The sequence below is a fragment of the Streptomyces mirabilis genome (genome assembly GCF_018310535.1).
Taxonomy (GTDB): domain Bacteria; phylum Actinomycetota; class Actinomycetes; order Streptomycetales; family Streptomycetaceae; genus Streptomyces.
The window spans coordinates 4221102-4244937 of the sequence record NZ_CP074102.1 but is presented as its reverse complement, the minus strand read 5'-3'; the positions used below and the strand labels follow the sequence as shown (position 1 = coordinate 4244937).

Genomic DNA, 23836 nt, shown 5'->3' with positions numbered 1-23836 from the left:
TGTGCAGAAGAAAAACTTTCCCGGTAGGACCAAGATCGCTGCAAACGGTACACGGCGACACGCCCGACGAGAGCTCGGGTAATGGTCACTATCACTTTGCATCTCTTACCTGTGGAAGATTAGATTGGTGCCCATGACACAGGCTCCCCCGGCACCCGAGGCCGCCCGACGCCGACACGACCGAGAGATCGTCGCGCTGGCCGTTCCGGCCTTCGGCGCACTCGTCGCCGAGCCTCTTTTCGTGATGGCCGACAGCGCCATCGTCGGACACCTCGGCACCGCGCAGCTGGCGGGCCTCGGTGTCGCTTCCGCCCTTCTCACGACCGCCGTCAGCGTTTTCGTCTTCCTCGCGTACGCCACCACCGCCGCCGTCGCCCGACGGGTCGGCGCCGGTGATCTGCGGGCCGCGATACGCCAGGGCATGGACGGCATCTGGCTCGCGCTGCTGCTCGGCGCGGTCGTGATAGCGGCCGTCCTGCCCACGGCACCCGCTCTTGTGGAACTCTTCGGTGCCTCGCACACCGCGGCCCCGTACGCGACGACCTATCTGCGCATCTCCTCGCTCGGCATCCCCGCGATGCTCATCGTGCTCGCGTCCACCGGGGTCCTGCGCGGACTGCAGGACACGAAGACCCCCCTCTATGTCGCCGTCGGGGGCTTCGTCGCCAACGCCGTGCTCAACGCGGGCCTCGTCTACGGCGCCGGACTGGGTATCGCCGGCTCCGCCTGGGGGACCGTCATCGCCCAGTTCGGTATGGCGGCGGTGTATCTCTTCGTCGTCGTCCGCGGAGCCCGAAAGCACGGGGCCTCGCTACGCCCGGACGCCGCCGGGATACGGGCCTGCGCTCAGGCCGGTGCGCCCCTGCTCGTGCGCACTCTGTCGCTGAGGACGATCCTCATGATCGCCACGGCTGTCGCCGCACGGCTCGGGGACGCCGATATGGCCGCACATCAGATCATCCTGTCCCTGTGGAGTCTGCTCGCCTTCGCGCTCGACGCGATCGCCATCGCCGGACAGGCCATCATCGGACGCTATCTCGGTGCGAACGACGCTCAGGGTGCTCGCGAGGCCTGCCGCCGCATGGTCCAGTGGGGCATCGCTTCCGGCGTCGTCCTCGGCCTGCTGGTGATCGCCGCCCGCCCGATCTTCCTTCCCTTGTTCACCAGCGACTCGGCCGTCCAGAGCACGGCGCTTCCCGCCCTGGTTCTGGTGGCCGTCTCACAACCGATCAGCGGGGTCGTCTTCGTCCTGGACGGAGTCCTGATGGGCGCGGGAGACGGCCCCTACCTGGCATGGGCCATGCTGCTCACCCTGGCGCTCTTCACTCCCGTGGCGCTGCTGGTGCCCACGCTCGGCGGCGGGCTCACCGCGCTCTGGGGAGCGATGACGCTGATGACGACGGTGCGGATGCTGACCCTGTGGCTGCGCTCCCGCTCGGGACGCTGGATCGTCACGGGCGCAACGCGTTGAACCAGTACGCCGGCCGTTTCACGTGAAACGGCCGGTACGGCCGGCCAACCTGACCTGCCCTGCCCCTCGCCCTGGCCGTCGCCCCCGCCCCCGTCCTCGCCCTCAGACCTGTTTCACGTGAAACCCCCGTTTCACGTGAAACATAGGACAGCTCGCCCCTGCCGAACGAAGAAGGGCCGTACCCCAGCGGGTACGGCCCTTCTCTCAGCTATGCCGAGCGCAGCGGTCAGGCCGCGACGACCTCGATGTTGACCTTGGCGGCAACCTCGGGGTGCAGACGCACGGACGTCTCGTGGGCGCCCAGGGTCTTGATCGGCGAGCCCAGCTCGATACGGCGCTTGTCGACCTCGGGGCCACCGGAAGCCTTGATCGCCGAAGCGATGTCGGCCGGGGTGACGGAACCGAAGAGACGACCGGCGTCGCCGGAGCGGACGGCCAGACGGACCTTCACGCCTTCGAGGCGGGCCTTGATCTCGTTGGCCTGCTCGATGGTCGCGATCTCGTGGATCTTGCGAGCACGACGAATCTGCTCGACGTCCTTCTCGCCGCCCTTGGTCCAGCGGATCGCAAAGTTCCGCGGGATCAGGTAGTTGCGAGCGTAACCGTCCTTGACGTCGACGACGTCGCCCGCGGCACCGAGGCCGGAGACCTCGTGGGTGAGGATGATCTTCATTAGTCGGTCACCCTTCCCTTATCGCGCGGTGGAGGTGTAGGGCAGCAGCGCCATCTCACGGCTGTTCTTCACGGCCGTGGCGACGTCACGCTGGTGCTGCGTGCAGTTGCCGGTCACGCGGCGGGCACGGATCTTGCCGCGGTCGGAAATGAACTTCCGCAGCATGTTCGTGTCCTTGTAGTCCACGTACGTGACCTTGTCCTTGCAGAAAGCGCAGACCTTCTTCTTCGGCTTGCGCACAGGCGGCTTCGCCATGGTGTATCTCCTGTGTGATCAAGAAGTGGGGGTACGGCCCACCCTCGGCCCGGGGGCCTAGAAGGGGGGCTCGTCCGAGTAGCCGCCGCCAGAGCCGCCGGAGCCGCCGGAGTTTCCACCCCAGCCGCCACCGCCGCCGCCCTGATTGCCACCGGCAGGAGCGCTGGTCGCCCAGGGGTCCTCCGCGGGAGCTCCGCCGCCGCCCTGCTGGCCGCCACCGGAGCCTCCGCCCCAGCCGCCGCCCTGCTGGCCGCCGCCACCGCCACCGCCGTAACCGCCCTGGCCACCGCGACCGGTGGTCTTGGTGACCTTGGCCGTGGCGTTCTTCAGGCTGGCGCCGACTTCCTCGACGTCCAGCTCGTAGACCGTGCGCTTGACGCCCTCACGGTCCTCGTAGGACCGCTGCTTCAGTCGGCCCTGCACGATGACGCGCATGCCTCGCTGGAGCGACTCGGCGACGTTCTCCGCCGCCTGACGCCAGACCGAGCAGGTCAGGAACAGGCTCTCGCCGTCCTTCCACTCATTGGTCTGACGGTCGAAGGTGCGGGGGGTGGACGCGACACGGAACTTCGCGACCGCCGCACCGGAAGGGGTGAAGCGCAGCTCGGGGTCGTCGACAAGATTGCCGACGACCGTGATGACGGTCTCGCCTGCCATGGGGGAACCTCTCGGCGGGTTTGCTGCTGGCTGCTAGTGCTGCTACTCGATGCCCGAGATCAGCTGAGCTGCAGAGCTCAGTGGGTCTCGGGACGGAGGACCTTGGTCCGGAGGACCGACTCGTTCAGGTTCATCTGGCGGTCGAGCTCCTTGACGACCGCAGGCTCGGCCTGCAGGTCGATGACCGAGTAGATGCCCTCGGGCTTCTTCTTGATCTCGTACGCGAGACGACGACGGCCCCAGGTGTCGACCTTCTCGACCTTTCCGTTGCCCTCACGGACGACGGAGAGGAAGTTCTCGATCAGCGGGGAGACAGCGCGCTCCTCGAGATCGGGGTCGAGGATGACCATCACCTCGTAGTGACGCATGTGGAACCCACCTCCTTTGGACTCAACGGCCACGGCGGTTCCGTGGCAGGAGGGTTGTGATGCGTTCGCAACGGTATCCGCCGCCACTGACAACGCCACGGACAAGAAGAGTCCGTCGATGTACCGAGTGATCGGTGAACCGACGGGGAATCCTTGTCGTGACCTGGCCATGGTCTGGGCAGACACCGGTGCAGAGGGTACAGAGTACCTGCACACCCGCTTCCGGTTGAAATCCGGCCGGGGTCACCGTCAATCTGTACACATCGGGTGTGTATGGCGCTACGATGCGCCGCCTTCCGCAGGAGGTGCCCTATGGCACAGACGCGACCCACCGTTGCCGGCTCTCTGTTCGCGACGGACCACAAGCCCCACCCCCTCCAAGACACGCTGCTCGCGGTGACTCTGGTGCTCGGAGTCACCGCTCTCATCACGGCAGCCTTCAACAGCCTGCATCTCATCAGCTCGTGGGCAGGTCTGATCGGGATCATCACCGGCGCCTCCGGGCAGTTCATCTCGGAGACGACCCGGGAACGCTTCGGCCTGATCCTGGGTCTCGGTGCCTCGGCCGTCGGCTTCTTCCTCGGCATGGCGCACGGCGGCCTCTTCGGCGGCATCATCGGCTGAGGCACCCGGACCCGTTCCGCGGGCCGGGGCAGCCGCACAACCTCGTCCGGGCGGCCGGAGATACCACCTCGCGCCGAAACAGCCGGACACATCACCCCAGAACGTCCTGACCACGCTTCGGTCGGGACGTAGGTTCAGTGCGGCCAGTCGGGGCGCTCCCAGGGCGCAGTAGGCTTCGGCGCGAGAGCCGGAGCCCCTGTACCCATGGGGACACACCAGCCCGAGGAGCGCCCCGAATGAGCCTGACCCTGAGGACCATCAGCCGAGAGCAGCATCTGGCCTACATCCAGAGCCTGCCCGCGGCGAGCCACATGCAGGTTCCGGCATGGGCCGACGTCAAGGCGGAGTGGCGCTCCGAGAGCCTCGGCTGGTTCGACGAGCGGACCGGCGGGATGGTGGGCGCCGGGCTGGTGCTGTACCGCCAGCTGCCCAAGATCAAGCGCTACCTCGCCTACCTCCCCGAGGGCCCGGTCATCAACTGGTACGCGCCGAACCTCGACGAGTGGCTCCAGCCGATGCTCGCGCACCTCAAGCAGCAGGGCGCCTTCTCCGTGAAGATGGGCCCGCCGGTGATCATCCGGCGCTGGGAGGCCACGTCCATCAAGGGCGGCATCCAGAACCCGGACGTGAAGCGCCTGCGCGACATCGAGGCGGACTTCATCGAGCCGCGCGCCTTCGAGGTCGCCGACAAGCTGCGCCGCATGGGCTGGCAGCAGGGTGAGGACGGAGGCGCCGGCTTCGGCGACGTGCAGCCCCGCTACGTCTTCCAGGTGCCGCTGGCCAACCGCTCCCTGGAAGAGGTCCACAAGAACTTCAACCAGCTGTGGCGGCGCAACATCAAGAAGGCCGAGAAGGAGGGCGTCGAGGTCGTCCAGGGCGGCTACCACGACCTCGAGGAGTGGCAGCGGCTGTACGAGATCACGGCGATCCGCGACCACTTCCGGCCGCGCCCGCTGTCGTACTTCCAGCGCATGTGGTCGGCCCTCAACACCGAGGACCCCAACCGGATGCGGCTCTACTTCGCCCGGCGCGGCGGCGTGAACCTGTCCGCGGCCACGATGCTGGTCGTCGGCGGGCACGTCTGGTACTCGTACGGCGCATCGGACAACATCGGGCGTGAGTTCCGGCCCTCGAACGCGATGCAGTGGCGGATGCTGCGCGACTCGTACGCCCTGGGTGCGACCGTCTACGACCTGCGCGGCATCTCCGACTCTCTGGACGAGACGGACCACCTCTTCGGTCTGATCCAGTTCAAGGTGGGCACGGGCGGGCAGGCCGCCGAGTACCTCGGCGAGTGGGACTTCCCGCTCAACAAGCTGCTCCACAAGGCACTCGACATCTACATGTCGCGACGCTGAGCCAGTACATGCCGCGACACTGAGCCTGTACACGTCGCGCCGTTGAGCCAGTCCGGAGCGCATGCCGAGCCCCCATCCGGCCCGGCGTCGCCCCGTCGGTCCAGCGGATCCGCCACAATTTCCCTACCTCTGATTCACCGCAGCCACGAGAAAGGTTCCGGGACCGGCCATGGCGCTCACGCTCTACGTCGACACCGCGCGCTGGCGGGCACACCACAAGCAGGTGTCCGAGCAGTTTCCGGGGCTCGTCCCCGTCTGCAAGGGCAACGGCTACGGCTTTGGCCACGAGCGGCTCGCCGACGAGGCCACCCGCCTCGGCTCGGACATCCTGGCCGTCGGCACCACGTACGAGGCCGCCCGGATCAAGGACTGGTTCGGCGGCGATCTGCTGGTCCTGACGCCGTTCAGGCGGGGCGAGGAGCCCGTACCGCTGCCCGACCGTGTCATCCGCTCGGTGTCGTCCATCGACGGCGTGTACGGCCTCGTGGGCGCCCGTGTCGTCATCGAGGTGATGTCCTCGATGAAGCGGCACGGTGTCAGCGAGCAGGATCTACCGCATCTGCACTCCGCCATAGAGAACGTCCGGCTGGAGGGCTTCGCCATCCACCTGCCGCTGGACCGCACCGACGGATCGGACGCCGTCGAGGAGGTCATCGGCTGGATGGACCGTCTGCGCGCGGCCCGTCTGCCGCTGCACACGATGTTCGTCAGCCACCTCAAGGCCGATGAGCTCGCGCGGCTGCAGCAGCAGTTCCCGCAGACCCGCTTCCGCGCCCGTATCGGCACCCGGCTGTGGCTGGGGGACCACGAGGCGACCGAGTACCGCGGAGCCGTCCTGGACGTCACCCGCGTCTCCAAGGGCGACCGCTTCGGCTACCGGCAGCAGAAGACGGCCTCCGACGGCTGGCTGGTCGTCGTGGCGGGCGGTACGTCGCACGGAGTGGGCCTGGAGGCCCCGAAGGCTCTGCACGGCGTCATGCCGCGCGCCAAGGGCGTCGCCCGAGCCGGCCTGGCGACGGTCAACCGGAACCTTTCTCCGTTCGTCTGGGCCGGCAAGCAGCGCTGGTTCGCCGAGCCGCCGCACATGCAGGTGTCCATCCTCTTCGTACCGTCGGACGCCACGGAGCCTCAGGTCGGCGACGAGCTGGTGGCCCATCTGCGGCACACCACCACGCAGTTCGACCGCATCGTGGAACGCTGACCCCGGGACACGAGCACCTGCCCGCGCTCCTGCCCCTGGGGGCACAACGCGAAAGGCCGTACACACACCGTGTACGGCCTTTCGCGTTGCCCGTCGGAGCCGGGCCGAGCCTCGTTCGCTCAGAGCGAACTGTCCTCCGGGGCCGGCCCCCCGCCGTTGCCGCCCCATTCCACCTGAGGCCCCTCGAAGTGGGCCGCGTGCCGCGGTGGATGGGCCGCCGCGCCGAGCACGAAGACGTCCTCCGCGCCGTCCAGAACGCCTCCCGAGGGATCGTCCTCGCCCGCCCTGCGCACGACGTCCCGCTCCGGCATGAGGATGTCGCGTACGACCACGGCGCACAGGTACAGCGTGCCCACGAGGTGGGCGGCGATCGCGAACTGATACCCGTGGGAGGAGAGGCCCTTGTGGGCGTCCCCGCTGGTCGTGTACGCGAGGTACATCCAGATCCCCAGGAAGTACGCGACCTCGCACGCCTGCCAGATCAGGAAGTCCCGCCACTTCGGCCGGGCCAGCGCGGCCAGGGGGATCAGCCACAGCACGTACTGGGGCGAGTAGACCTTGTTGGTGAGGATGAAGGCCGCGACGATCAGGAAGGCCAGCTGGGCGAAGCGGGGGCGGCGCGGGGCGGTGAGCGCGAGCGTGGCCATGGCCACGCAGACGAGCAGCATCATGACCAGCGCCCACGCGTTCGCCGTCTGGTAGCTGATCGGGATCTTCCACCAGGTGGAGATGAACAGGAAGACCGAACCGAAGTCGATCCCCCTGGTCTGGCTGAAGCTGTAGAACTTCGCCCAGCCTTCCGGCGCGAGGTACATCACGGGAAGGTTCACCACGAGCCAGGCTCCGACCGCGCCCATGAGCGCGTTCCCGAACTCCCGCCACTTGCCCGCCCGCCAGCACAGCACGAGCAGCGGTCCCATGAGCAGGAACGGGTAGAACTTGGCGGCCGTGGCGAGCCCGAGCAGGATGCCGAAGGCGAGGGAGCGGCCACGCGACCACATGAGCATCGCGGCGGCCAGCAGGGCCACCGCGAGGAGGTCCCAGTTGATGGTGGCAGTGAGCGCGAAGGCGGGCGCGAGGGCGACCAGGAGGCCGTCCCAGGGGCGCAGGCGGTGGGTGCGCGCGGTGCATACGACGATGACCGCCGCGCACACCATGAGCATCCCGGCGTTGACCATCCAGTAGATCTGCTCCTGGTGCTGAATGCTGCCGCCGCCCGGCGTGAGCCAGGCCGCGACCTCCATGAACAGACCGGTCAGGACCGGATACTCGAGGTAGTCCATGTCGCCGGGGAGCTTGTCGAAGTACGGCACGAGCCCGTCGGCGAAACCGCGTCCCTGGTAGAGGTGCGGGATGTCCGAGTAGCACGCGTGCGTGTACTGCGTGCTGGCCCCGAAGAACCAGCCGCTGTCGTAGCAGGGCAGTTTCTGCACCATACCGAGGGCGAACATGCCGATCGCGACGAGCGCGATCACCCGTACCGGAGTCCACCAGGACGCCCCCAGCAGCGCTCTCCGTCCGATGGGGCCGCCGATCAGCTCACTTCCGGCCACGGCGACCTCGTCGTCCTTGGTCGGCCGCACCGGCTCGGGCTCGCGCACGCTCGTTCGCGTCGTCTCTGCACTGGGCATGGCGCACATCCTGCCGTACGCGTCTGAGAATGGCCGCAGGGGCAGTGAAGCTCTTACCGTCCGGCGCCCACGATGCCGCCGGGTGAGCGAGGCGCGGCTGCGCATTTCGACCCGCACGCACAGAACGTTCGACCCGCACGCACAGAACAGGGGCCGTCAGCCACAGCTGACGGCCCCTGTTCCTCGGGTTACGCGTCTATCTATCCGCCATTCTGTCCGGCGAAGATGCCGCCATTGCCATTACCTCTGGTGTTCCCGCTGGTATTGGTCGCTGTCGGCGTGGGTGAGGTGGTTCCGGTCGCACCGCCGGTGCTCCCCGCGTCCGTCCCGCCGTTGTTCCCACAGTTCCAGCTGAAGTTGCCGCAGGTGTCGGTCGGCGAGGCCGTGGGAGAGCTGCTGAGGGACGGGCTCGGCGAGGTACTCGGCGTCGGGCTCGCCGACGGCGACGGTGTGGTCGACGGGGTCGCGGACGGGCTCGGGGTGTCGTTGAGGACCTTGCCGATGGGCTCGGGCGTCGGGAAGGGCTCCGCCTTCGTGCCCGCGAGCGCCTGCTCCATGTAGTCGTGCCAGATCTGAGCCGGGAACGAGGCGCCGTGGATCTTCTTCTCGCCGCCCGTGCCGTACATCTCCAGGAACGTGCGGCTCTTGTTGGACGCGTCGTCGTCCAAGCGGTACATGCCGATCGAGGTCGACAACTGCGGGGTGTATCCGACGAACCACGCCGACTTGTTGCCGTCGGTCGTACCGGTCTTGCCGGCCACCTCGCGGCCGGTCAGCTGTGCGGCGGTGCCGGTTCCCTTATCGACAACCGTCTTCAGCACGTCGGTGACGTTGTCCGCGACCTCCGAAGAGAAGGCTTCCTTCGCCTTGGCGACACTCCTGTGCTCGAACACCGTGCCGTCCTTGCTGGTGATCTTCTCGACCGAGTACGGATCGTGCTGCTGGCCGCTGTCCGCGAAGGTGGCGTACGCGCCGGCCATACGGATCGCACTGGGGTCGGAGGTACCAATGGAGAACGAGGGAAAGTTGGAGCTCGCCAGACTGGTCTTGAGGATGCCCGCGTTCAGCGCGGCCTGCTCGACCTTGTCCAGGCCCACGTCCATACCGAGTTGCACGTAGGCGGAGTTCACGGACTCCCTCATCGCCTCGCGGAGATCGATCTTGTAACTCGGCGGGTTGTACGACTCGTTTCCGTCGTTGGTCTGGAGCCACTCCTTGCCGTCCTTGTCGGTCCAGACGGAGTGATCGTAGTTCTTGATCTTGAGCTTGTTCTTGCCGCTGTACAGGCTCTTCGGAGAGACCACCGTGCGTTCGTCCTGCGACTGCGACGACCCCAGGCCGGGATCCTTCACACCCCACTGCATGGCGGCCGCGAGTACGAACGGCTTGAACGTCGAACCCACCTGGGCACCGGTCTGGTCGGCGTTGTTCGTGAAGTGCTTGGTCGCGTCCTCACCGCCGTAGATGGCCTTGATCGCGCCCGTGGATGGGTCGACGGAGGCCCCGCCGAACTGGACGTACGTGTCCGTCTTCGGCCGCAACTTGGGGTCTATCTTCTTCTTGCGGACTTCCGCCACGGCCTTTTCGAGCGCATTGACCTTCTTCTTGTCGAAGGTCGTTTTGATCGAGTAGCCGCCCTGCTGAAGCTGGTTCGCGGTGATCTTGGTGTTGTTGATGACGTACGCCTTGGCGAGATCGACGAGATAGCCGATCTGGCCACTGAGTCGAGTGTTCGACCGCGGGTTCTGAGCCTTGGGGAGCGTCTTGTACTTGGCTCGCTCCGTGGCGCTCAGGTGGCCGTACTTGACCTCTTTGTTCAGAGTGTCCGACCACTGGGCCGTGGCCCGCCTCGTGTTGGCCTCGGGAGTGGCGGCAGCGTCGAGCGATGTCGCACCCGCCGGGTCGTAGTACGTGGCGCCCTTGAGCATCGCCGCCAGGAAGGCGCACTGGCTCGGGTCGAGGTACTCGGCGTCCTTGTTGAAGTACGCGCGCGCGGCCGCCTGGATCCCGTAGGCCCCGCGACCGTAGTACGCGGAGTTCAGGTAGCCGGCCATGATCTTTTTCTTGTCGACCGTGGCGCCAACCTTGATCGCGACGAAGATCTCCTTGAACTTCCGGGAGATCGTCTGCGACTGGTCGTCCAGCATCGCGTTCTTGACGTACTGCTGGGTGATGGTGGAGCCACCCTGCGTCTGGCCGCCCTTGGCCATGTTCAAGAAGGCGCGCGCAATACCCCTCGGGTCGACGCCGCTGTCGGTCTCAAAGGTCTTGTTCTCCTGTGAGATGACGGCGTACCGCATCGCCGGGGGAATCTGCTCGTAGTTGATGATCTGGCGGTTCGTCTCACCACCGGTGGCGACCATCTGGCTGCCGTCCGCCCAGTAGTAGACGTTGTTCTGCGCCGTGGCGGTATCCGCGATGTTCGGGACACTCACCATCGCGTACCCGATACCGGCCACGGCCACCAGGCTCCCGCAGAAGCCGATGAACAGCCCCGTCACCAGCTTCCAGGAGGGCATCCAGCGCCCGGCTCCCGACTTGCCCGCGCGCGGGTAGTCGATGAAACGCTTCTTTACAGGCCCAGAGGCCCGCGCGCGCCCGGGTCCGTCAGGACCGCCGCGGCGGCCGCCGGGCCCTGTGGCGTCGGCGCCTCTGCGCCGGCCGCCACCGCTGCTTCTCTGGGCTGCACGCCGGGCCTCGGCGCGGCCGGTGTACGGGCGCTCCTCCTCACCTCCCGACTCATAGGAGTCGGAAGGGGACCCGGTGGCGCCTCGCGGTGCCGCACGGCGGCCGGAGGACGGGCCGGTCTGGCCGCGTCGGGCCGCGGCACGTCCGCCGCCCTGTGGCTGCGACGGTTTGCGACGGTGCTCGCTCATCGAACGATTACTCCTCGGGCAGGCGCACCCGTGCGCGCCTGGAAACGGCAGCTGGTTTCCGGTCCCCCCGAAGTACGGATGCGGTCGTTTGCGCATTCACCCGTACTGCACCAGGGACAAGGACGCCCTCAGGCGTCACTCGGTTCCCGGTGGTTTTGCATGGCGCACAGACTACGCACCGTCAAAACCCCTCTTTCTCTGAAGTTCACCCCAAATCAGGCAACTTGCTTCGTATGAATCGGTGATGTGACGCCGTTCACCATGGCCCCCCTTGTCGCAGACGGACGGCCGATCTATCGTGCTGATGTATCGAGTCGATACATCAGCTCGGCATAAAGAACGTGCCGAGGAGGCCGCGACAGCGAGGAGGCGATATGAGCCGGCGTTCCGGGATCCTCGAGTTCGCCGTCCTCGGCCTGCTTCGCGAGTCCCCGATGCACGGCTACGAGCTGCGCAAACGACTCAATACGTCACTGGGTGTGTTCCGTGCGTTCAGCTACGGGACGCTCTATCCCTGCCTCAAGACGCTGGTCGCGAGCGGCTGGTTGATCGAGGAATCGGGGAGCACCACCGAGGACGCCCTCGCCGCTCCGCTCGCGGGGCGCCGCGCCAAGATCGTCTATCGGTTGACGGCAGAAGGTAAAGAGCACTTCGAGGAGTTGCTCTCGCAGACGGGCCCCGACGCGTACGAGGACGAGCACTTCGCCGCTCGTTTCGCGTTCTTCGGGCAGACGTCACGCGACGTGCGCATGCGCGTACTGGAGGGCCGCCGCAGTCGGCTCGAGGAGCGCCTGGAGAAGATGCGTGCCTCTCTGGCACGTACCAGGGAGCGCCTCGACGACTACACCCTTGAGCTCCAGCGCCACGGAATGGAGTCCGTGGAGCGCGAAGTGCGCTGGCTGAACGAGCTCATCGAGAGCGAGCGAGCGGGACGGGACGTCAAGGATTCCGCCTCCGAAGGCACCTCCCAAGGTGTCTCCGAAGGCAGCTCCCCGGGCGCCTTCGAAGGCTCCGCTCAGCAGAACAGCACATCTGGAGAGACGGGCGGCCTGCCCCGGCACCGGGACCAGTCCCGGCCGGATCCGTCCGACGACACCACCACGTGAGGTCCAGTCGGGGCTTCACCTCGTACAACACAGGGAGCAACCGGAATGGGTTCGGTTCGCGTAGCCATCGTAGGCGTGGGCAACTGCGCCGCCTCGCTGGTGCAGGGCGTCGAGTACTACAAGGACGCCGACCCGGCGGCCAAGGTCCCGGGTCTGATGCACGTCCAGTTCGGCGACTACCACGTCAGTGACGTCGAGTTCGTCGCCGCCTTCGACGTCGACGCGAAGAAGGTCGGCCTCGACCTCTCCGACGCCATCGGTGCCAGCGAGAACAACACCATCAAGATCTGCGACGTCCCGAACAAGGGCGTCACGGTCCAGCGCGGCCACACCCTCGACGGTCTCGGCAAGTACTACCGCATGACCATCGAGGAGTCCGCCGAGACGCCGGTCGACGTCGTCCAGATCCTCAAGGACAAGCAGGTCGACGTCCTCGTCTGCTACCTGCCCGTCGGTTCCGAGGACGCGGCGAAGTTCTACGCCCAGTGCGCCATCGACGCCAAGGTCGCCTTCGTCAACGCTCTCCCGGTCTTCATCGCTGGCACCAAGGAGTGGGCGGACAAGTTCACCGAGGCGGGCGTCCCGATCGTCGGCGACGACATCAAGTCGCAGGTCGGCGCCACCATCACGCACCGTGTGATGGCGAAGCTGTTCGAGGACCGCGGTGTCCGTCTTGAGCGCACGATGCAGCTCAACGTGGGCGGCAACATGGACTTCAAGAACATGCTGGAGCGCGACCGCCTCGAGTCCAAGAAGATCTCGAAGACGCAGGCCGTCACCTCGCAGATCCCCGACCGCGACCTGGGCGAGAAGAACGTCCACATCGGTCCCTCGGACTACGTGGCCTGGCTGGACGACCGCAAGTGGGCGTACGTGCGTCTCGAGGGCCGCGCCTTCGGTGACGTCCCGCTGAACCTGGAGTACAAGCTCGAGGTCTGGGACTCCCCGAACTCCGCGGGTGTCATCATCGACGCACTGCGCGCCGCGAAGATCGCCAAGGACCGCGGCATCGGTGGTCCGATCCTGTCGGCGTCCTCGTACTTCATGAAGTCCCCGCCGGTCCAGTACTTCGACGACGAGGCCTTCGCCAACGTCGAGAAGTTCATCAAGGGCGAGGTCGAGCGCTAACGAGACAGGCCTCCGAGCGCCGGCGAGACACGGCGCGGAGCGCCGAGGGGCTTTTCGCTCCTGCCCGTCGAGGGTCCCTGGGTCTTTGACTCGGGGACCCTCCTCGTATGTGAGGCTGTGCCCCATGGCTGTCGTGCGTGACCTGCGCGTCCTCCTGCGCTTCCAGGGCTTCAGACGCCTGCTCGGTGTCCGGTTGCTGTCCCAGGGCGCCGACGGCGTCTACCAGGTCGCGCTCGCCGCATACGTCGTCTTCTCACCGGAGAAGCAGACCTCAGCGGCCTCGATCGCCTCCGCGATGGCGGTACTGCTCCTGCCGTACTCCCTGGTCGGCCCTTTCGCCGGAGTCCTGCTGGACCGCTGGCGGCGGCGCCAGGTCCTCCTGTACGGCAATCTGCTGCGGACCGCGCTGGCCTGTGTGACGGCCGTGCTGATGCTGAGCCATGTCCCCGACTGGCTCTTCTACGCCTCCGCGCTGTGCGTCACCGCGGTCAACCGGTTCGTCCTCGCAGGGCTCTCGGCCGCCCTGCCCCGCGTCGTCGACTCCCACCGACTGGTCATGGCCAACGCCCTGTCGCCCACCGCCGGAACACTCGCCGCGACCGCGGGCGGCGGTCTCGCGTTCGTCGTACGACTGGTCGCCTCGGACTCGGACGCGGCGGTCGTCCTTCTCGGCGCGGCCCTCTACCTGTGCGCGGCACTCGCCTCACTGCGCATGGCACCGGAACTACTCGGCCCCGACCAGGAGTTGGTGCAGCCGAGCTTGCGCACGGCACTCACCGGCACCGCGCGCGGCCTCGCGGCCGGTGTGCGCCATCTCGCCGAGCCCGCGCGGCGGGAGGCGGCCTGGGCGCTCCTGTCGATGACCCTGATGCGCTTCTGCTACGGCGCCCTGACCGTCATGGTGCTGATGCTGTGCCGGTACGCCTGGTCGTCCGGCTCCGACGGCGGTCTCGCCCTGCTGGGCCTGGCGGTGGGCATCTCCGGGGCGGGCTTCTTCGTCGCGGCCGTGGCGACGCCCTGGGCGGTGGGACGACTGAGCCCCGGCGGCTGGATCGCCGCGTGCGCGGCCACGGCGGCGGTCCTGGAACCCGCGCTCGGCCTCCCTTTCGAGGCGGCGCCCATGCTCGCCGCCGCCTTCATTCTCGGCCTGACCACACAGGGCGCGAAGATCGCCACCGACACGATCGTGCAGTCCTCGGTCGACGACGGCTACCGCGGCCGGATCTTCTCCGTCTACGACGTCCTGTTCAACGTCGCCTTCGTCGGCGCGGCCGCAGTAGCCGCCCTGATGCTGCCTCCTGACGGGCGTTCAGCTCTCCTCGTCGTCACGTTGGCCGCGGTCTACGCAGCAATTGCTGTTGCTATGGCCCGCTTTGAGATGCAGTAAGTGTCACATCAGGGCCACAGAGCCTCTCTGGGCTACTGCGTTGTCAGTCGGTCCCGATAACTTACGTGCGTCTTATTCACGCCACGCGCTTACGTTCTAGGGGGACCCCTAAGTGACCACTCCGCCGCCCCAGGGCCAGAACCCGTTCGCCCAGGGCCAGCAGCCCTACGGACAGCCGCCCCAGGGCCAGGCTCCGTACGGACCGCCGCCGCAGGGTTACCCGCAGCAGCCGGGTTACCCGCAGCAGCCCGGCCAGCCCGGCTTCCCGCAGCAGGGGACGGTTCCCTACGCTCCGGTCCCGCCGCAGCGCCCGAAGCGCGGCGTCAAGTGGTACCTGCGCATAGTCCTTGCTGTCGCGGGCCTGAGTGTCATCGTGGGCGGTTTGGTGCTCAATAACGACAGCGAGGACGCCAAGAAACTGGCCGTGGGCGACTGCCTGTACAACAAGGGGACCGCGAACGACCCGGACGTCATCCAGGTCGACTGCACCGACGCCAAGGCCACGCACAAGGTCCTCAAGAAGGCAGACGGCGCCTCGCTTCCTTCGCTGACGTGTCAGAACGTCACGGGCACGACGGCAACGCTGACGTGGAAGGAAACCGGCGAGTCCTTCACGCTGTGCCTCGGGTCCAACAAGTAGCCCGCGGATCTGGATGTGCCGAGGGGCGGTGTTTCACGTGAAACACCGCCCCTCGGCGTTCTCCGGTACAGACCCCGGGGTCATGTTTCACGTGAAACATGCCCCCCCACGGCCCGTTCTGTGAGCCTCAGCCCTGCTCGGCCCACCACTCCTTGAGTGCCGTCACCGCCGCGTCATGCTCCATCGGCCCGTTCTCCAGCCTCAGCTCCAGCATGAACTTGTACGCCTGGCCGATCGCCGGGCCGGGGCCGATGCCCAGGATCTCCATGATCTGGTTGCCGTCGAGGTCGGGACGGATCGCGTCCAGTTCCTCCTGCTCCTGGAGCTCGGCGATGCGCTCCTCCAGGCCGTCATATGCCTGAGAGAGCACCGTCGCCTTGCGCTTGTTGCGCGTAGTGCAGTCGGAACGGGTCAGCTTGTGGAGGCGGTCCAGGAGCGGACCCGCGTCACGTACATAGCGACGGACCGCGGAGTCCGTCCACTCACCGGTGCCGTATCCGTGAAAACGCAGATGGAGTTCGACCAGACGGGAGACGTCCTTCACGAGGTCGTTGGAGTACTTGAGCGCCGTCATCCGCTTCTTGGTCATCTTCGCGCCCACCATCTCGTGGTGGTGGAAGGAGACCCGCCCGTCCTTCTCGAAGCGCCGCGTCCTCGGCTTGCCGATGTCGTGCAGCAGTGCGGCGAGCCGGAGCGTCAGGTCCGGACCATTCTCTTCGAGCGCCATGGCCTGTTCCAGGACGATCAGCGTGTGGTCGTAGACGTCCTTGTGCCGGTGGTGCTCATCACGTTCCAGCCGCAGCGCGGGAAGCTCCGGCAGCACATGGTCGGCGAGACCGGTGTCCACGAGCAGCGTCAGACCCTTGCGCGGGTGAGCGGAGAGGATCAGCTTGTTCAGCTCGTCCCGCACCCGCTCCGCCGAGACGATCTCGATGCGCCCGGCCATGTCCGTCATCGCGGCGACGACGTCGGGGGCCACCTCGAAGTCGAGCTGCGCGGCGAACCGCGCGGCCCGCATCATCCGCAGCGGATCGTCGGAGAAGGACTCCTCGGGCGTACCCGGAGTGCGCAGCGCCCGCGCGGACAGGTCGTCCAGACCGCCGTACGGATCGATGAACGCCTTCTCCGGCAGCGCCACGGCCATCGCGTTCACGGTGAAGTCACGGCGCACGAGATCTTCCTCGATCGAGTCGCCGTAGGACACCTCGGGCTTGCGCGAGGTCCGGTCGTACGCCTCGGAGCGGTACGTCGTGATCTCGATCTGGAAGGACTGCTGCACGTCGTCCACGCGGGCGTCCTTCTGCGCGCCGACGGTGCCGAAGGCGATCCCGACCTCCCAGACGGCGTCCGCCCAGGGCCGCACGATCTTCAGTACGTCATCCGGGCGAGCGTCGGTCGTGAAGTCCAGATCATTGCCGAGCCGGCCAAGGAGCGCGTCCCGGACCGAGCCACCGACCAGGGCGAGTGAGAACCCCGCCTCCTGGAAACGGCGGGCGAGGTCGTCGGCGACAGGGGACACCCGCAGCAATTCACTCACCGCGCGGCGCTGCACCTGACTCAGGGCACTGGGGTTGTCTTCGTTGGCGTTCGGCACAACAGAAAAGGGTACGTGGCCGCGGCACTCGCGGGCGCCTCCATAAAACGTGCACAGCCATCCCCTTCTCATGGGGGGATCAATACTTACGCATACAGGACACTCGACCCTGTCTCCTGATCTTGTGGAGCGGTCCGCGGCACTTACCCTCAGCGCGCATCGTTACCATGCGTGGACGCACATTCCGACGACCACTGACAATGACGAGGGACGGGCGAGCGCGTGGCCGAGGCGGCAGACTTCCAGGGGATGAGTCCCTCACCTGCCCGCCGGTGGCTGCGGCGCACCGGCACACTGCTGGCCGGTGCGCCCCTGCTGGCGGGCGTGCTCCAGCTGCCCGCTTCCCCGGCCGCACACGCCGCTCAGACGGCCGCTGTGGCCGACGCCACCGGGTCCGGCACGGTGGACGTCTCCCTCGACTCGCTGACCCCCAGCGCGCCCACGGACGGCGACACGATCACCGTCTCCGGTTCGGTCACCAACAAGGGCAAGCAGACGGTCACGGGCGCACACGTGGGCCTGCGCGTGGGCCCGACCCTCCAGGGCCGGGTCGCCATCGACGACGCGGAGAAGCGCACCGGTTTCCAGCTGGGCCCGGACCCCCTGGAGGTCGGCGGCAAATACGTCGAGAAGTTCTCCAAGCTCGCCGCGGGCGTCTCACAGCACTTCAGCATCTCGGTGCCCGTCAAGGACCTGAACCTCGACTCCGACGGCGTGTACCAGCTCGGCGTCTCCCTCACCGGCCAGACCGCCGCGCAGCCGTGGGACCAGGTGCTCGGCATCGAGCGGACATTCCTGCCCTGGCAGCCCGCCGGCGCCGACACGAAGACGAAGACGACGTATCTCTGGCCACTGATCTCGACGGTCCACCTACGGGCGGAGACCGGCTCGGACGCGCAGCAAACGCCCGTCTTCCAGAACGACGACCTGGCCAAGGAGATCTCCCCCGGCGGCCGCCTGGACCAGCTCCTGTCCCTGGGCAGCGACCTCGACGTCACCTGGGTCCTCGACCCGGACCTGCTGGCCTCCGTCGACGCCATGACGCGCAGCTACCAGATCAAGAACGGCGACACCACGACGGCCGGCAAGAATCAGGCCGTCGCCAAGGCGTGGCTCGACAAGCTCGAGAAGACCGTCGCGGACAAGGAAAAGGACGTCGTCGCTCTCCCCTTCGCCGACCCCGACCTCGCGTCGCTGGCGCACAACGGCAAGGACGTCACGGGCTCCCTGAGCCACCTCAAGGACGCCACGGACGTGGCCTCCAGCACGGTGCAGACGATCCTCCATGTGAAGCCGAACACGGACTTCGCCTGGCCCGCCGAGGGCGCCGTCGATCCGTCGATCGTCAAGGTCGCCACCTCCGCCGGTGCCGACAAGGTGATCGCCCGCAGCGACAGCCTGCGCGAGACCGGCGGGCTGACCTACACGCCCACCGCCGCCCGCCCCATCGGGGGCGGCACGACGGCGGTGGTCGCGGACTCCAGGCTGTCGACCGCGTTCGAGGGCGACATGGCGAAGGCCGACAACTCGACGCTCGCCGTGCAGGAATTCCTGGCCCAGAGCCTGATGGTCGATCTGCAGGAGCCGAGCAAGCAGCGGAGCATCGTCGTCGCCCCGCAGCGCACGCCTTCCGTGAGCCAGGCCCAGACCATGGCGACGGCGGTGAGGGCCCTCCAGGACGGGAACTGGTCCGACTCCCAGAAACTCTCCGCGGCGGCCAAGGCCAAGCCGGACCCGAGCGCCACGACGAAGGTGCCGTCGGCGTCCTCGTACCCCTCCTCGCTGCGCGAGCAGGAGCTGCCGCGGTCGGCCTTCGAGCAGATCCGGCGCACACAGGGCATGCTCGACAACTTCAAGGTCATCCTCACCGACAAGTCCCGCGTGGTCACTCCCTTCGGTCGGGCCATAGACCGGGGGATGTCGACGTCCTGGCGCGGCCGTGCCGATCAGGCCGCGACCTTCCGCGAGGGCGTCGAGTTCTACCTCGACGACCTCGCCGGTCTCGTCAGGCTGATCGACAAGTCCGACGCGAAGCTGTCGGGCCGCAGCGCCACGATCCCCGTGACGGTGCAGAACAACCTCGTGCAGGGCGTCCACCACTTGGTGCTGCGTCTCACCTCACAGCAGCCGACCCGGCTCAAGATCGGCGACGACGCCTTCGACGAGCGGCCGATCCAGGTCGCGGGCGAGCACAGCCAGTCGGTGAAGTTCACCACCTCCGCCAAGGCGAACGGTCCGGTGACGGTCGTCGCGCAGTTGTTCACGGACGACGGCCAGGCGTACGGTCCCCCCGTCAAGTTCGAAGTGAAGGTCACCGAGATCACTCCCACGGTGATGCTGGTCATCGGCGGTGGCGTCCTGCTGCTCGTGCTCGCCGGATTCCGGATGTACACCCAACGCAAGCGCGCGGCAGCCCGCCAGGCCGAGGAGGAGCAGGAGAACACCCCCGACACCGAGGGCGGGGCCGAGGCTCTGAACGGCGTGAACAAGGACGCCGAGGGCGCCGTAGACACTACTGAGGACACCGAGCGCTCCAAGGACGGTCCCGACGGGGAGTCCACGACGGAGTCCGGGGCAGACGACCCGGAGCACCCGAGTGACCCGACACCGGACACCGCACCGGAAAGCACCGACCCGTCCGGCACGGGTGAGAGAGTGGACCGTTGAGCGATGTCGTGGCCGGTGGGCCCGGGGACGATGAGGTGGGGTAACCATGAACGCGCCGTACGACGGTGACCGCGGCCAGGGCGCGGGCAACTCGGGCTACCCCGAGGGCTACCCGGACCAGGCCGTGGGCGGCTCGGGCTACCCGGACCAGGGCATGGCCGACGCCGGCTACCCCGAGGGGTACCCGGAGGGGCCACCGGCCGACCCCGCACAGCAGCCGCAGGGGCAGTACCAGGACATGTACTTCCAGGACGCCTACACCCAGGACCCGTACCGGGCGCAGGACCTCGCCGCCCAGGATCCGGTGACCGAGGCGCTCTACGACCGGGCGGCGCACCCCCCGCCGCCCCCGGGCTCCTACTACCCGCAGCAGCCGCTCTACGCTCAGCCGCCCACCTCGCAATACACCCCCGACCCCCGTGTGTGGGCCCAGACGCCCCCGCCGGAGCCCGCGGGCCCGACGCGGCACCTGCCCTACGGCGAGGACGCCCGCACGACCCAGTTCGTCGGCGTGGACGACCTCGTGACCCAGGCCGGCGAGCAGCAGCACGAGCCCGACGCCTTCGCCCACCTCTTCCGCGACCAGGGCCAGGCAGGCACCCGTACATCCGTCGCCCCGCCCGGCGTACCGTCGCCGACCCAGGAACCGGTTCCGGCCGCCCCGCAGGCCCCCGCGCCCGAACCGGCGCCCGCCGCGAAGAAGTCCGGCGGACGCGCGTCGGGCCTGCTGAAGTCGAGCGCGGTGATGGCGGCGGGCACGCTGGTGTCCCGGCTCACCGGCTTCATCCGCTCCGCGCTGATCGTCTCGGCCCTGGGCATCGGCTTCCTCGGCGACTCCTTCCAGGTCGCGTACCAGCTGCCGACGATGATCTACATCCTCACCGTGGGCGGCGGCCTCAACTCGGTCTTCGTGCCGCAGCTGGTGCGCGCCATGAAGGACGACGAGGACGGCGGCGAGGCCTTCGCCAACCGACTGCTGACCCTCGTCATGGTGGCGCTCGGCGCACTCACCGCAGCCGCTGTCTTCGCCGCGCCCCTGCTGGTGCGTCTGCTGTCGGTGAAGATCGCAGACAACCCGGCAGCCAACGACGTCGCCGTCACCTTCACCCGCTACTTCCTGCCCACGATCTTCTTCATGGGCATCCATGTGGTGATGGGCCAGATCCTCAACGCCCGCGGGAAGTTCGGCGCGATGATGTGGACCCCGGTCCTGAACAACATCGTCATCATCGTGACGCTCGGCATGTTCATCTGGGTGTACGGCACCGCGGCGAACTCCGGCATGGAGGTCACGAACATCCCGCCGGACGGGCAGCGGCTCCTCGGCGTCGGCGTCCTCCTCGGCCTCGTCGTGCAGGCCCTCGCGATGATTCCGTATCTGCGCGAGACCGGATTCCGGATGCGGCTGCGCTTCGACTGGAAGGGCCACGGCCTCGGCAAGGCCGCGATGCTCGCCAAGTGGACCGTGCTCTTCGTCTTCGCCAACCAGGCGGGCGCCCTCGTCGTGACCCAGCTGGCCACCGCCGCCACCAATGACAGCAAGGTCAAGGGTGTCGGCTTCTCCGCCTATGCCAACGCCCAGCTCGTGTGGGGCCTGCCGCAGGCGATCATCACGGTCTCGTTGATGGCGGCGCTGCTTCCGCGTATCGCCCGTTCGGCCCATGAGGGAGACAGCGGAGCCGTCCGTGACGACATCTCTCAGGGACTGCGCACGACTGCCGTGGCCATCGTGCCGATCGCCTTCGGCTTCGTCGCCCTCGGCATCCCGATGTGCACCCTGATCTTCGGTTCTTCGGGCACCAGCGAAGCCACCAACATGGGCTTCATGCTCATGGCCTTCGGCCTCGGCCTGATCCCGTACTCCGTGCAGTACGTCGTCCTGCGTGCCTTCTACGCGTACGAGGACACGCGCACCCCCTTCTACAACACGGTCATCGTCGCCGCCGTCAACGCCGTGGCCTCCGCCGCGTGCTATTTCGTGCTTCCGGCCCGCTGGGCCGTGGTCGGCATGGCCGCCTCCTACGGTCTCGCCTACGCGATCGGCGTCGGCGTCGCCTGGAGCCGGCTGCGCAAGCGGCTCGGCGGGGACCTGGACGGCAATCGCGTCCTGCGGACGTACGCCCGTCTCGGCATCGCCTCGGTGCCCGCGGCCCTGCTGAGCGGCGCGGCCTGCTACGGCATCGGCCACACCCTCGGACAGGGCGTCGGGGGATCCCTGGCAGCCCTCCTCGCGGGTGGCATCGCCCTGCTCGGCGTCTTCTACGTCGCCGCGCGGAAGATGCGCATCGAAGAACTCAACTCAATGGTCGGAATGGTCCGCGGGCGCCTGGGGCGCTGAGGCGGGGGTACGCGCACAACCATCGTCCGTCGCCGTGTGTCGTGCATAGCGCCGGACTGTGGGCACAATTGGTTTCTGCGTCGGACAGCGCGCAACGAATGGGGAGGCGGGAACGACGGTGGCGGAACGGAGCACGGCTGCCGTCGACGTGGCAGACAACAGCGGCGACGAGCCGCTGACCGCCAAGGCGGGCCAGTCCACGTCCGACGGGGTGGCCCAGAACCGGGAGCGGGAGACGGACAGCGAAGAGGCACAGGGGAGCGGCGGGACCGAGAGTCCCGGAAAGGCCTCACCGCCCGAACTGCACAGTGGTCACAAACTCGCCGGGCGTTACCGCCTCGAGGAGTGTGTCACCCGTCTGGACGGTTTCAGCAGTTGGCGTGCGGTGGACGAGAAACTCCGCCGCGCCGTCGGTGTGCATCTCCTGCCCGCCGACCATCCACGGGCCCGCTCCGTACTGGCGGCGGCCCGTTCCTCGGCCCTGCTGGGCGATCCCCGGTTCGTCCAGGTCCTGGACGCGGTCGAGGAGAACGACCTCGTCTACGTGGTGCACGAGTGGCTGCCGGACGCCACGGAGCTGACCGCGCTGCTGGCCTCGGGCCCGCTGGAAGTGCACGAGGCCTACCAGATGGTCAGCCAGGTCTCCCAGGCCATGGCCGCCGCGCACCGTGAGGGCCTCGCGCATCTGCGACTGACGCCCAGCGCCGTGCTGCGCACCTCGACCGGCCAGTGGCGCATCCGTGGCCTCGCCGTGAACGCCGCGCTGCGCGGCATCAGCTCGGACACCCCGCAGCGCACCGACACGGAGGCGATCGGGGCGCTCCTCTACGCGGCGCTCACCCAGCGCTGGCCTTACGACAACGACGCCTACGGTCTGTCCGGGCTGCCCAAGGGGGTCGGCCTGATCGCCCCCGACCAGGTACGCGCCGGCGTCCACCGCGGCCTGTCGGAGCTCGCCATGCGCGCGCTCGCCAACGACGGCGCGACCGCCTCCCGCCACGAGACTCCGTGCACCACGCCGGAGGAACTGGTGAAGGCGATCGCCGAGATGCCCCGCATCCGCCCGCCGGAGCCCGCGTTCACGGCCCCGCCGGAGTACCAGCGCACCTCGTACCAGCAGGGCTACGGCCGCCCCGCGCCCCACATGGGCGCCACGCAGCCCGTACCGGCCCCGCCGCCTCCGCTGCAGAGCCGCACCGGCAAGGCCCTCAAGTGGGCCGTGTCGGCCCTCCTGATCGCCGCTCTGGGCCTCGGCAGCTGGCAGCTCGCGGACGCCCTGATGGAACGCCGCAAGTCCGACGACACACAGCAGACCAAGACGCCGGACGGCAACGGCAAGGACACCGACAAGACCAAGCCGGTCAAGCCGATCGCGATCAAGGGCGCGCGGGAGTACGTCGCGAAGGGTGACGCCCAGGCGCCCGGGGACGTGGACAAGACGTACGACGGCGACAGCTCGACGTATTGGCGGAGCAAGAGCTTCGTGGACGGTCCGGAGATGAAGCCGGCCTTCAAGCCCGGCGTCGGCATCGTCTACGACCTCGGTTCACAGCAGACCGTCACGGCGGCTTCGATAGGGCTCCGGTACCCCGGTGATCACACGACGATCACCCTCTATGGGACGGACTCGATGAGTCCCTCGGCGTCGGTGGATTCGATGACGAAGATCGGGACCATCACGACGAGCGGCACCAGCGCGAAGATCACGGTCAGCAAGAAGGCGAAGACCCAGTACGTGCTGCTCTGGATCACGGCAATGCCCTACGCATCCGGTGATCAGTACAGCGGCGCCGGCTACAAGCAAGCCATCACGGACGTGAAGTTCACCAGCTGACGTTCGTCGACGAAGGGGAGGGGGTCCG

18 protein-coding genes are annotated in these 23836 nt (G+C 67.8%); 11 read left to right on the top strand and 7 right to left on the bottom strand.

Annotation, left to right across the window (positions count from 1 at the left end; genetic code table 11):
- The first annotated feature begins 133 nt into the window (after positions 1-133).
- A complete protein-coding gene (locus SMIR_RS18725) occupies positions 134-1471 on the top strand; it encodes an MATE family efflux transporter (protein ID WP_212727184.1) in 1338 nt (445 codons plus the stop codon).
- Positions 1472-1697: 226 nt separating this feature from the next.
- Here SMIR_RS18725 and rplI read toward each other — a convergent pair whose 3' ends face one another.
- From rplI to rpsF, 4 genes are all read right to left on the bottom strand, one after another.
- Complete coding sequence (gene rplI, locus SMIR_RS18720; protein ID WP_054236454.1) at positions 1698-2144, bottom strand: 50S ribosomal protein L9; 447 nt, start codon at positions 2142-2144, stop codon at positions 1698-1700.
- Positions 2145-2162: 18 nt separating this feature from the next.
- A complete protein-coding gene (gene rpsR / locus SMIR_RS18715; RefSeq protein ID WP_003949403.1) occupies positions 2163-2399 on the bottom strand; it encodes a 30S ribosomal protein S18 in 237 nt (78 codons plus the stop codon).
- Positions 2400-2456: 57 nt separating this feature from the next.
- Positions 2457-3056 carry a single-stranded DNA-binding protein gene (locus SMIR_RS18710; RefSeq protein WP_097225374.1) on the bottom strand — a complete coding sequence of 200 codons (600 nt, stop codon included), beginning with the start codon at positions 3054-3056 and terminating at the stop codon, positions 2457-2459.
- Between the two features lie 77 nt (positions 3057-3133).
- Positions 3134-3424 (bottom strand): 30S ribosomal protein S6, encoded by a 291-nt coding sequence (rpsF, locus tag SMIR_RS18705; RefSeq protein WP_004950685.1) that lies wholly within the window; start codon positions 3422-3424, stop codon positions 3134-3136.
- A gap of 312 nt (positions 3425-3736) precedes the next feature.
- On the opposite strand from rpsF, the gene SMIR_RS18700 reads away from it, so the two are divergent.
- From SMIR_RS18700 to SMIR_RS18690, 3 genes are all read left to right on the top strand, one after another.
- Positions 3737-4048, top strand: coding sequence for a hypothetical protein (locus SMIR_RS18700; RefSeq protein ID WP_054236452.1), 312 nt, complete (start codon positions 3737-3739; stop codon positions 4046-4048).
- Positions 4049-4284: 236 nt separating this feature from the next.
- Positions 4285-5406, top strand: coding sequence for a peptidoglycan bridge formation glycyltransferase FemX (femX, locus tag SMIR_RS18695; RefSeq protein WP_054236451.1), 1122 nt, complete (start codon positions 4285-4287; stop codon positions 5404-5406).
- A gap of 169 nt (positions 5407-5575) precedes the next feature.
- Complete coding sequence (locus SMIR_RS18690) at positions 5576-6607, top strand: alanine racemase (RefSeq protein ID WP_075031480.1); 1032 nt, start codon at positions 5576-5578, stop codon at positions 6605-6607.
- A 119-nt stretch (positions 6608-6726) separates the two neighbouring features.
- On the opposite strand, the gene SMIR_RS18685 is transcribed toward SMIR_RS18690, so the two are convergent.
- Positions 6727-8238, bottom strand: a complete 1512-nt coding sequence (locus SMIR_RS18685) for a glycosyltransferase family 87 protein (protein ID WP_168493533.1) — start codon at positions 8236-8238, stop codon at positions 6727-6729.
- Positions 8239-8438: 200 nt separating this feature from the next.
- Positions 8439-11114: a transglycosylase domain-containing protein gene (locus SMIR_RS18680; protein ID WP_212727183.1), complete on the bottom strand. Its 2676-nt coding sequence runs from the start codon at positions 11112-11114 to the stop codon at positions 8439-8441.
- Positions 11115-11488: 374 nt separating this feature from the next.
- Between SMIR_RS18680 and SMIR_RS18675 the strand changes: the two genes are divergently transcribed.
- From SMIR_RS18675 to SMIR_RS18660, 4 genes are all read left to right on the top strand, one after another.
- Positions 11489-12220, top strand: coding sequence for a PadR family transcriptional regulator (locus SMIR_RS18675; protein ID WP_168493535.1), 732 nt, complete (start codon positions 11489-11491; stop codon positions 12218-12220).
- 45 nt (positions 12221-12265) lie between these two features.
- Positions 12266-13348 carry an inositol-3-phosphate synthase gene (locus SMIR_RS18670; RefSeq protein ID WP_168493538.1) on the top strand — a complete coding sequence of 361 codons (1083 nt, stop codon included), beginning with the start codon at positions 12266-12268 and terminating at the stop codon, positions 13346-13348.
- A 124-nt stretch (positions 13349-13472) separates the two neighbouring features.
- Positions 13473-14735 carry an MFS transporter gene (locus SMIR_RS18665; protein ID WP_168493540.1) on the top strand — a complete coding sequence of 421 codons (1263 nt, stop codon included), beginning with the start codon at positions 13473-13475 and terminating at the stop codon, positions 14733-14735.
- Between the two features lie 112 nt (positions 14736-14847).
- Entirely contained in the window at positions 14848-15375 is a 528-nt protein-coding gene (locus SMIR_RS18660; RefSeq protein WP_168493542.1) for an LppU/SCO3897 family protein, read from the top strand.
- A 127-nt stretch (positions 15376-15502) separates the two neighbouring features.
- Here the strand turns inward: SMIR_RS18660 and SMIR_RS18655 are convergent, their stop codons facing one another.
- Positions 15503-16969, bottom strand: a complete 1467-nt coding sequence (locus tag SMIR_RS18655; RefSeq protein ID WP_168493544.1) for a CCA tRNA nucleotidyltransferase — start codon at positions 16967-16969, stop codon at positions 15503-15505.
- 222 nt (positions 16970-17191) lie between these two features.
- Between SMIR_RS18655 and SMIR_RS18650 the strand changes: the two genes are divergently transcribed.
- From SMIR_RS18650 to SMIR_RS18640, 3 genes are all read left to right on the top strand, one after another.
- Positions 17192-19636, top strand: coding sequence for a DUF6049 family protein (locus SMIR_RS18650; RefSeq protein WP_168493546.1), 2445 nt, complete (start codon positions 17192-17194; stop codon positions 19634-19636).
- A gap of 46 nt (positions 19637-19682) precedes the next feature.
- Positions 19683-21974 carry a murein biosynthesis integral membrane protein MurJ gene (gene murJ, locus SMIR_RS18645; RefSeq protein ID WP_168493548.1) on the top strand — a complete coding sequence of 764 codons (2292 nt, stop codon included), beginning with the start codon at positions 19683-19685 and terminating at the stop codon, positions 21972-21974.
- A gap of 118 nt (positions 21975-22092) precedes the next feature.
- Positions 22093-23808 carry a protein kinase family protein gene (locus SMIR_RS18640; protein ID WP_168493550.1) on the top strand — a complete coding sequence of 572 codons (1716 nt, stop codon included), beginning with the start codon at positions 22093-22095 and terminating at the stop codon, positions 23806-23808.
- Positions 23809-23836: the final 28 nt, after the last annotated feature.

What these genes read in the sequence shown, in the direction of transcription:
- SMIR_RS18725 (WP_212727184.1), top strand. Translation starts at nt 134, where the DNA reads ATGACACAGGCTCCCCCGGCACCCGAGGCCGCCCGACGCCGACACGAC.
- rplI (WP_054236454.1), bottom strand. Translation starts at nt 2,144, where the DNA reads ATGAAGATCATCCTCACCCACGAGGTCTCCGGCCTCGGTGCCGCGGGC.
- rpsR (WP_003949403.1), bottom strand. Translation starts at nt 2,399, where the DNA reads ATGGCGAAGCCGCCTGTGCGCAAGCCGAAGAAGAAGGTCTGCGCTTTC.
- SMIR_RS18710 (WP_097225374.1), bottom strand. Translation starts at nt 3,056, where the DNA reads ATGGCAGGCGAGACCGTCATCACGGTCGTCGGCAATCTTGTCGACGAC.
- rpsF (WP_004950685.1), bottom strand. Translation starts at nt 3,424, where the DNA reads ATGCGTCACTACGAGGTGATGGTCATCCTCGACCCCGATCTCGAGGAG.
- SMIR_RS18700 (WP_054236452.1), top strand. Translation starts at nt 3,737, where the DNA reads ATGGCACAGACGCGACCCACCGTTGCCGGCTCTCTGTTCGCGACGGAC.
- femX (WP_054236451.1), top strand. Translation starts at nt 4,285, where the DNA reads ATGAGCCTGACCCTGAGGACCATCAGCCGAGAGCAGCATCTGGCCTAC.
- SMIR_RS18690 (WP_075031480.1), top strand. Translation starts at nt 5,576, where the DNA reads ATGGCGCTCACGCTCTACGTCGACACCGCGCGCTGGCGGGCACACCAC.
- SMIR_RS18685 (WP_168493533.1), bottom strand. Translation starts at nt 8,238, where the DNA reads ATGCCCAGTGCAGAGACGACGCGAACGAGCGTGCGCGAGCCCGAGCCG.
- SMIR_RS18680 (WP_212727183.1), bottom strand. Translation starts at nt 11,114, where the DNA reads ATGAGCGAGCACCGTCGCAAACCGTCGCAGCCACAGGGCGGCGGACGT.
- SMIR_RS18675 (WP_168493535.1), top strand. Translation starts at nt 11,489, where the DNA reads ATGAGCCGGCGTTCCGGGATCCTCGAGTTCGCCGTCCTCGGCCTGCTT.
- SMIR_RS18670 (WP_168493538.1), top strand. Translation starts at nt 12,266, where the DNA reads ATGGGTTCGGTTCGCGTAGCCATCGTAGGCGTGGGCAACTGCGCCGCC.
- SMIR_RS18665 (WP_168493540.1), top strand. Translation starts at nt 13,473, where the DNA reads ATGGCTGTCGTGCGTGACCTGCGCGTCCTCCTGCGCTTCCAGGGCTTC.
- murJ (WP_168493548.1), top strand. Translation starts at nt 19,683, where the DNA reads ATGAACGCGCCGTACGACGGTGACCGCGGCCAGGGCGCGGGCAACTCG.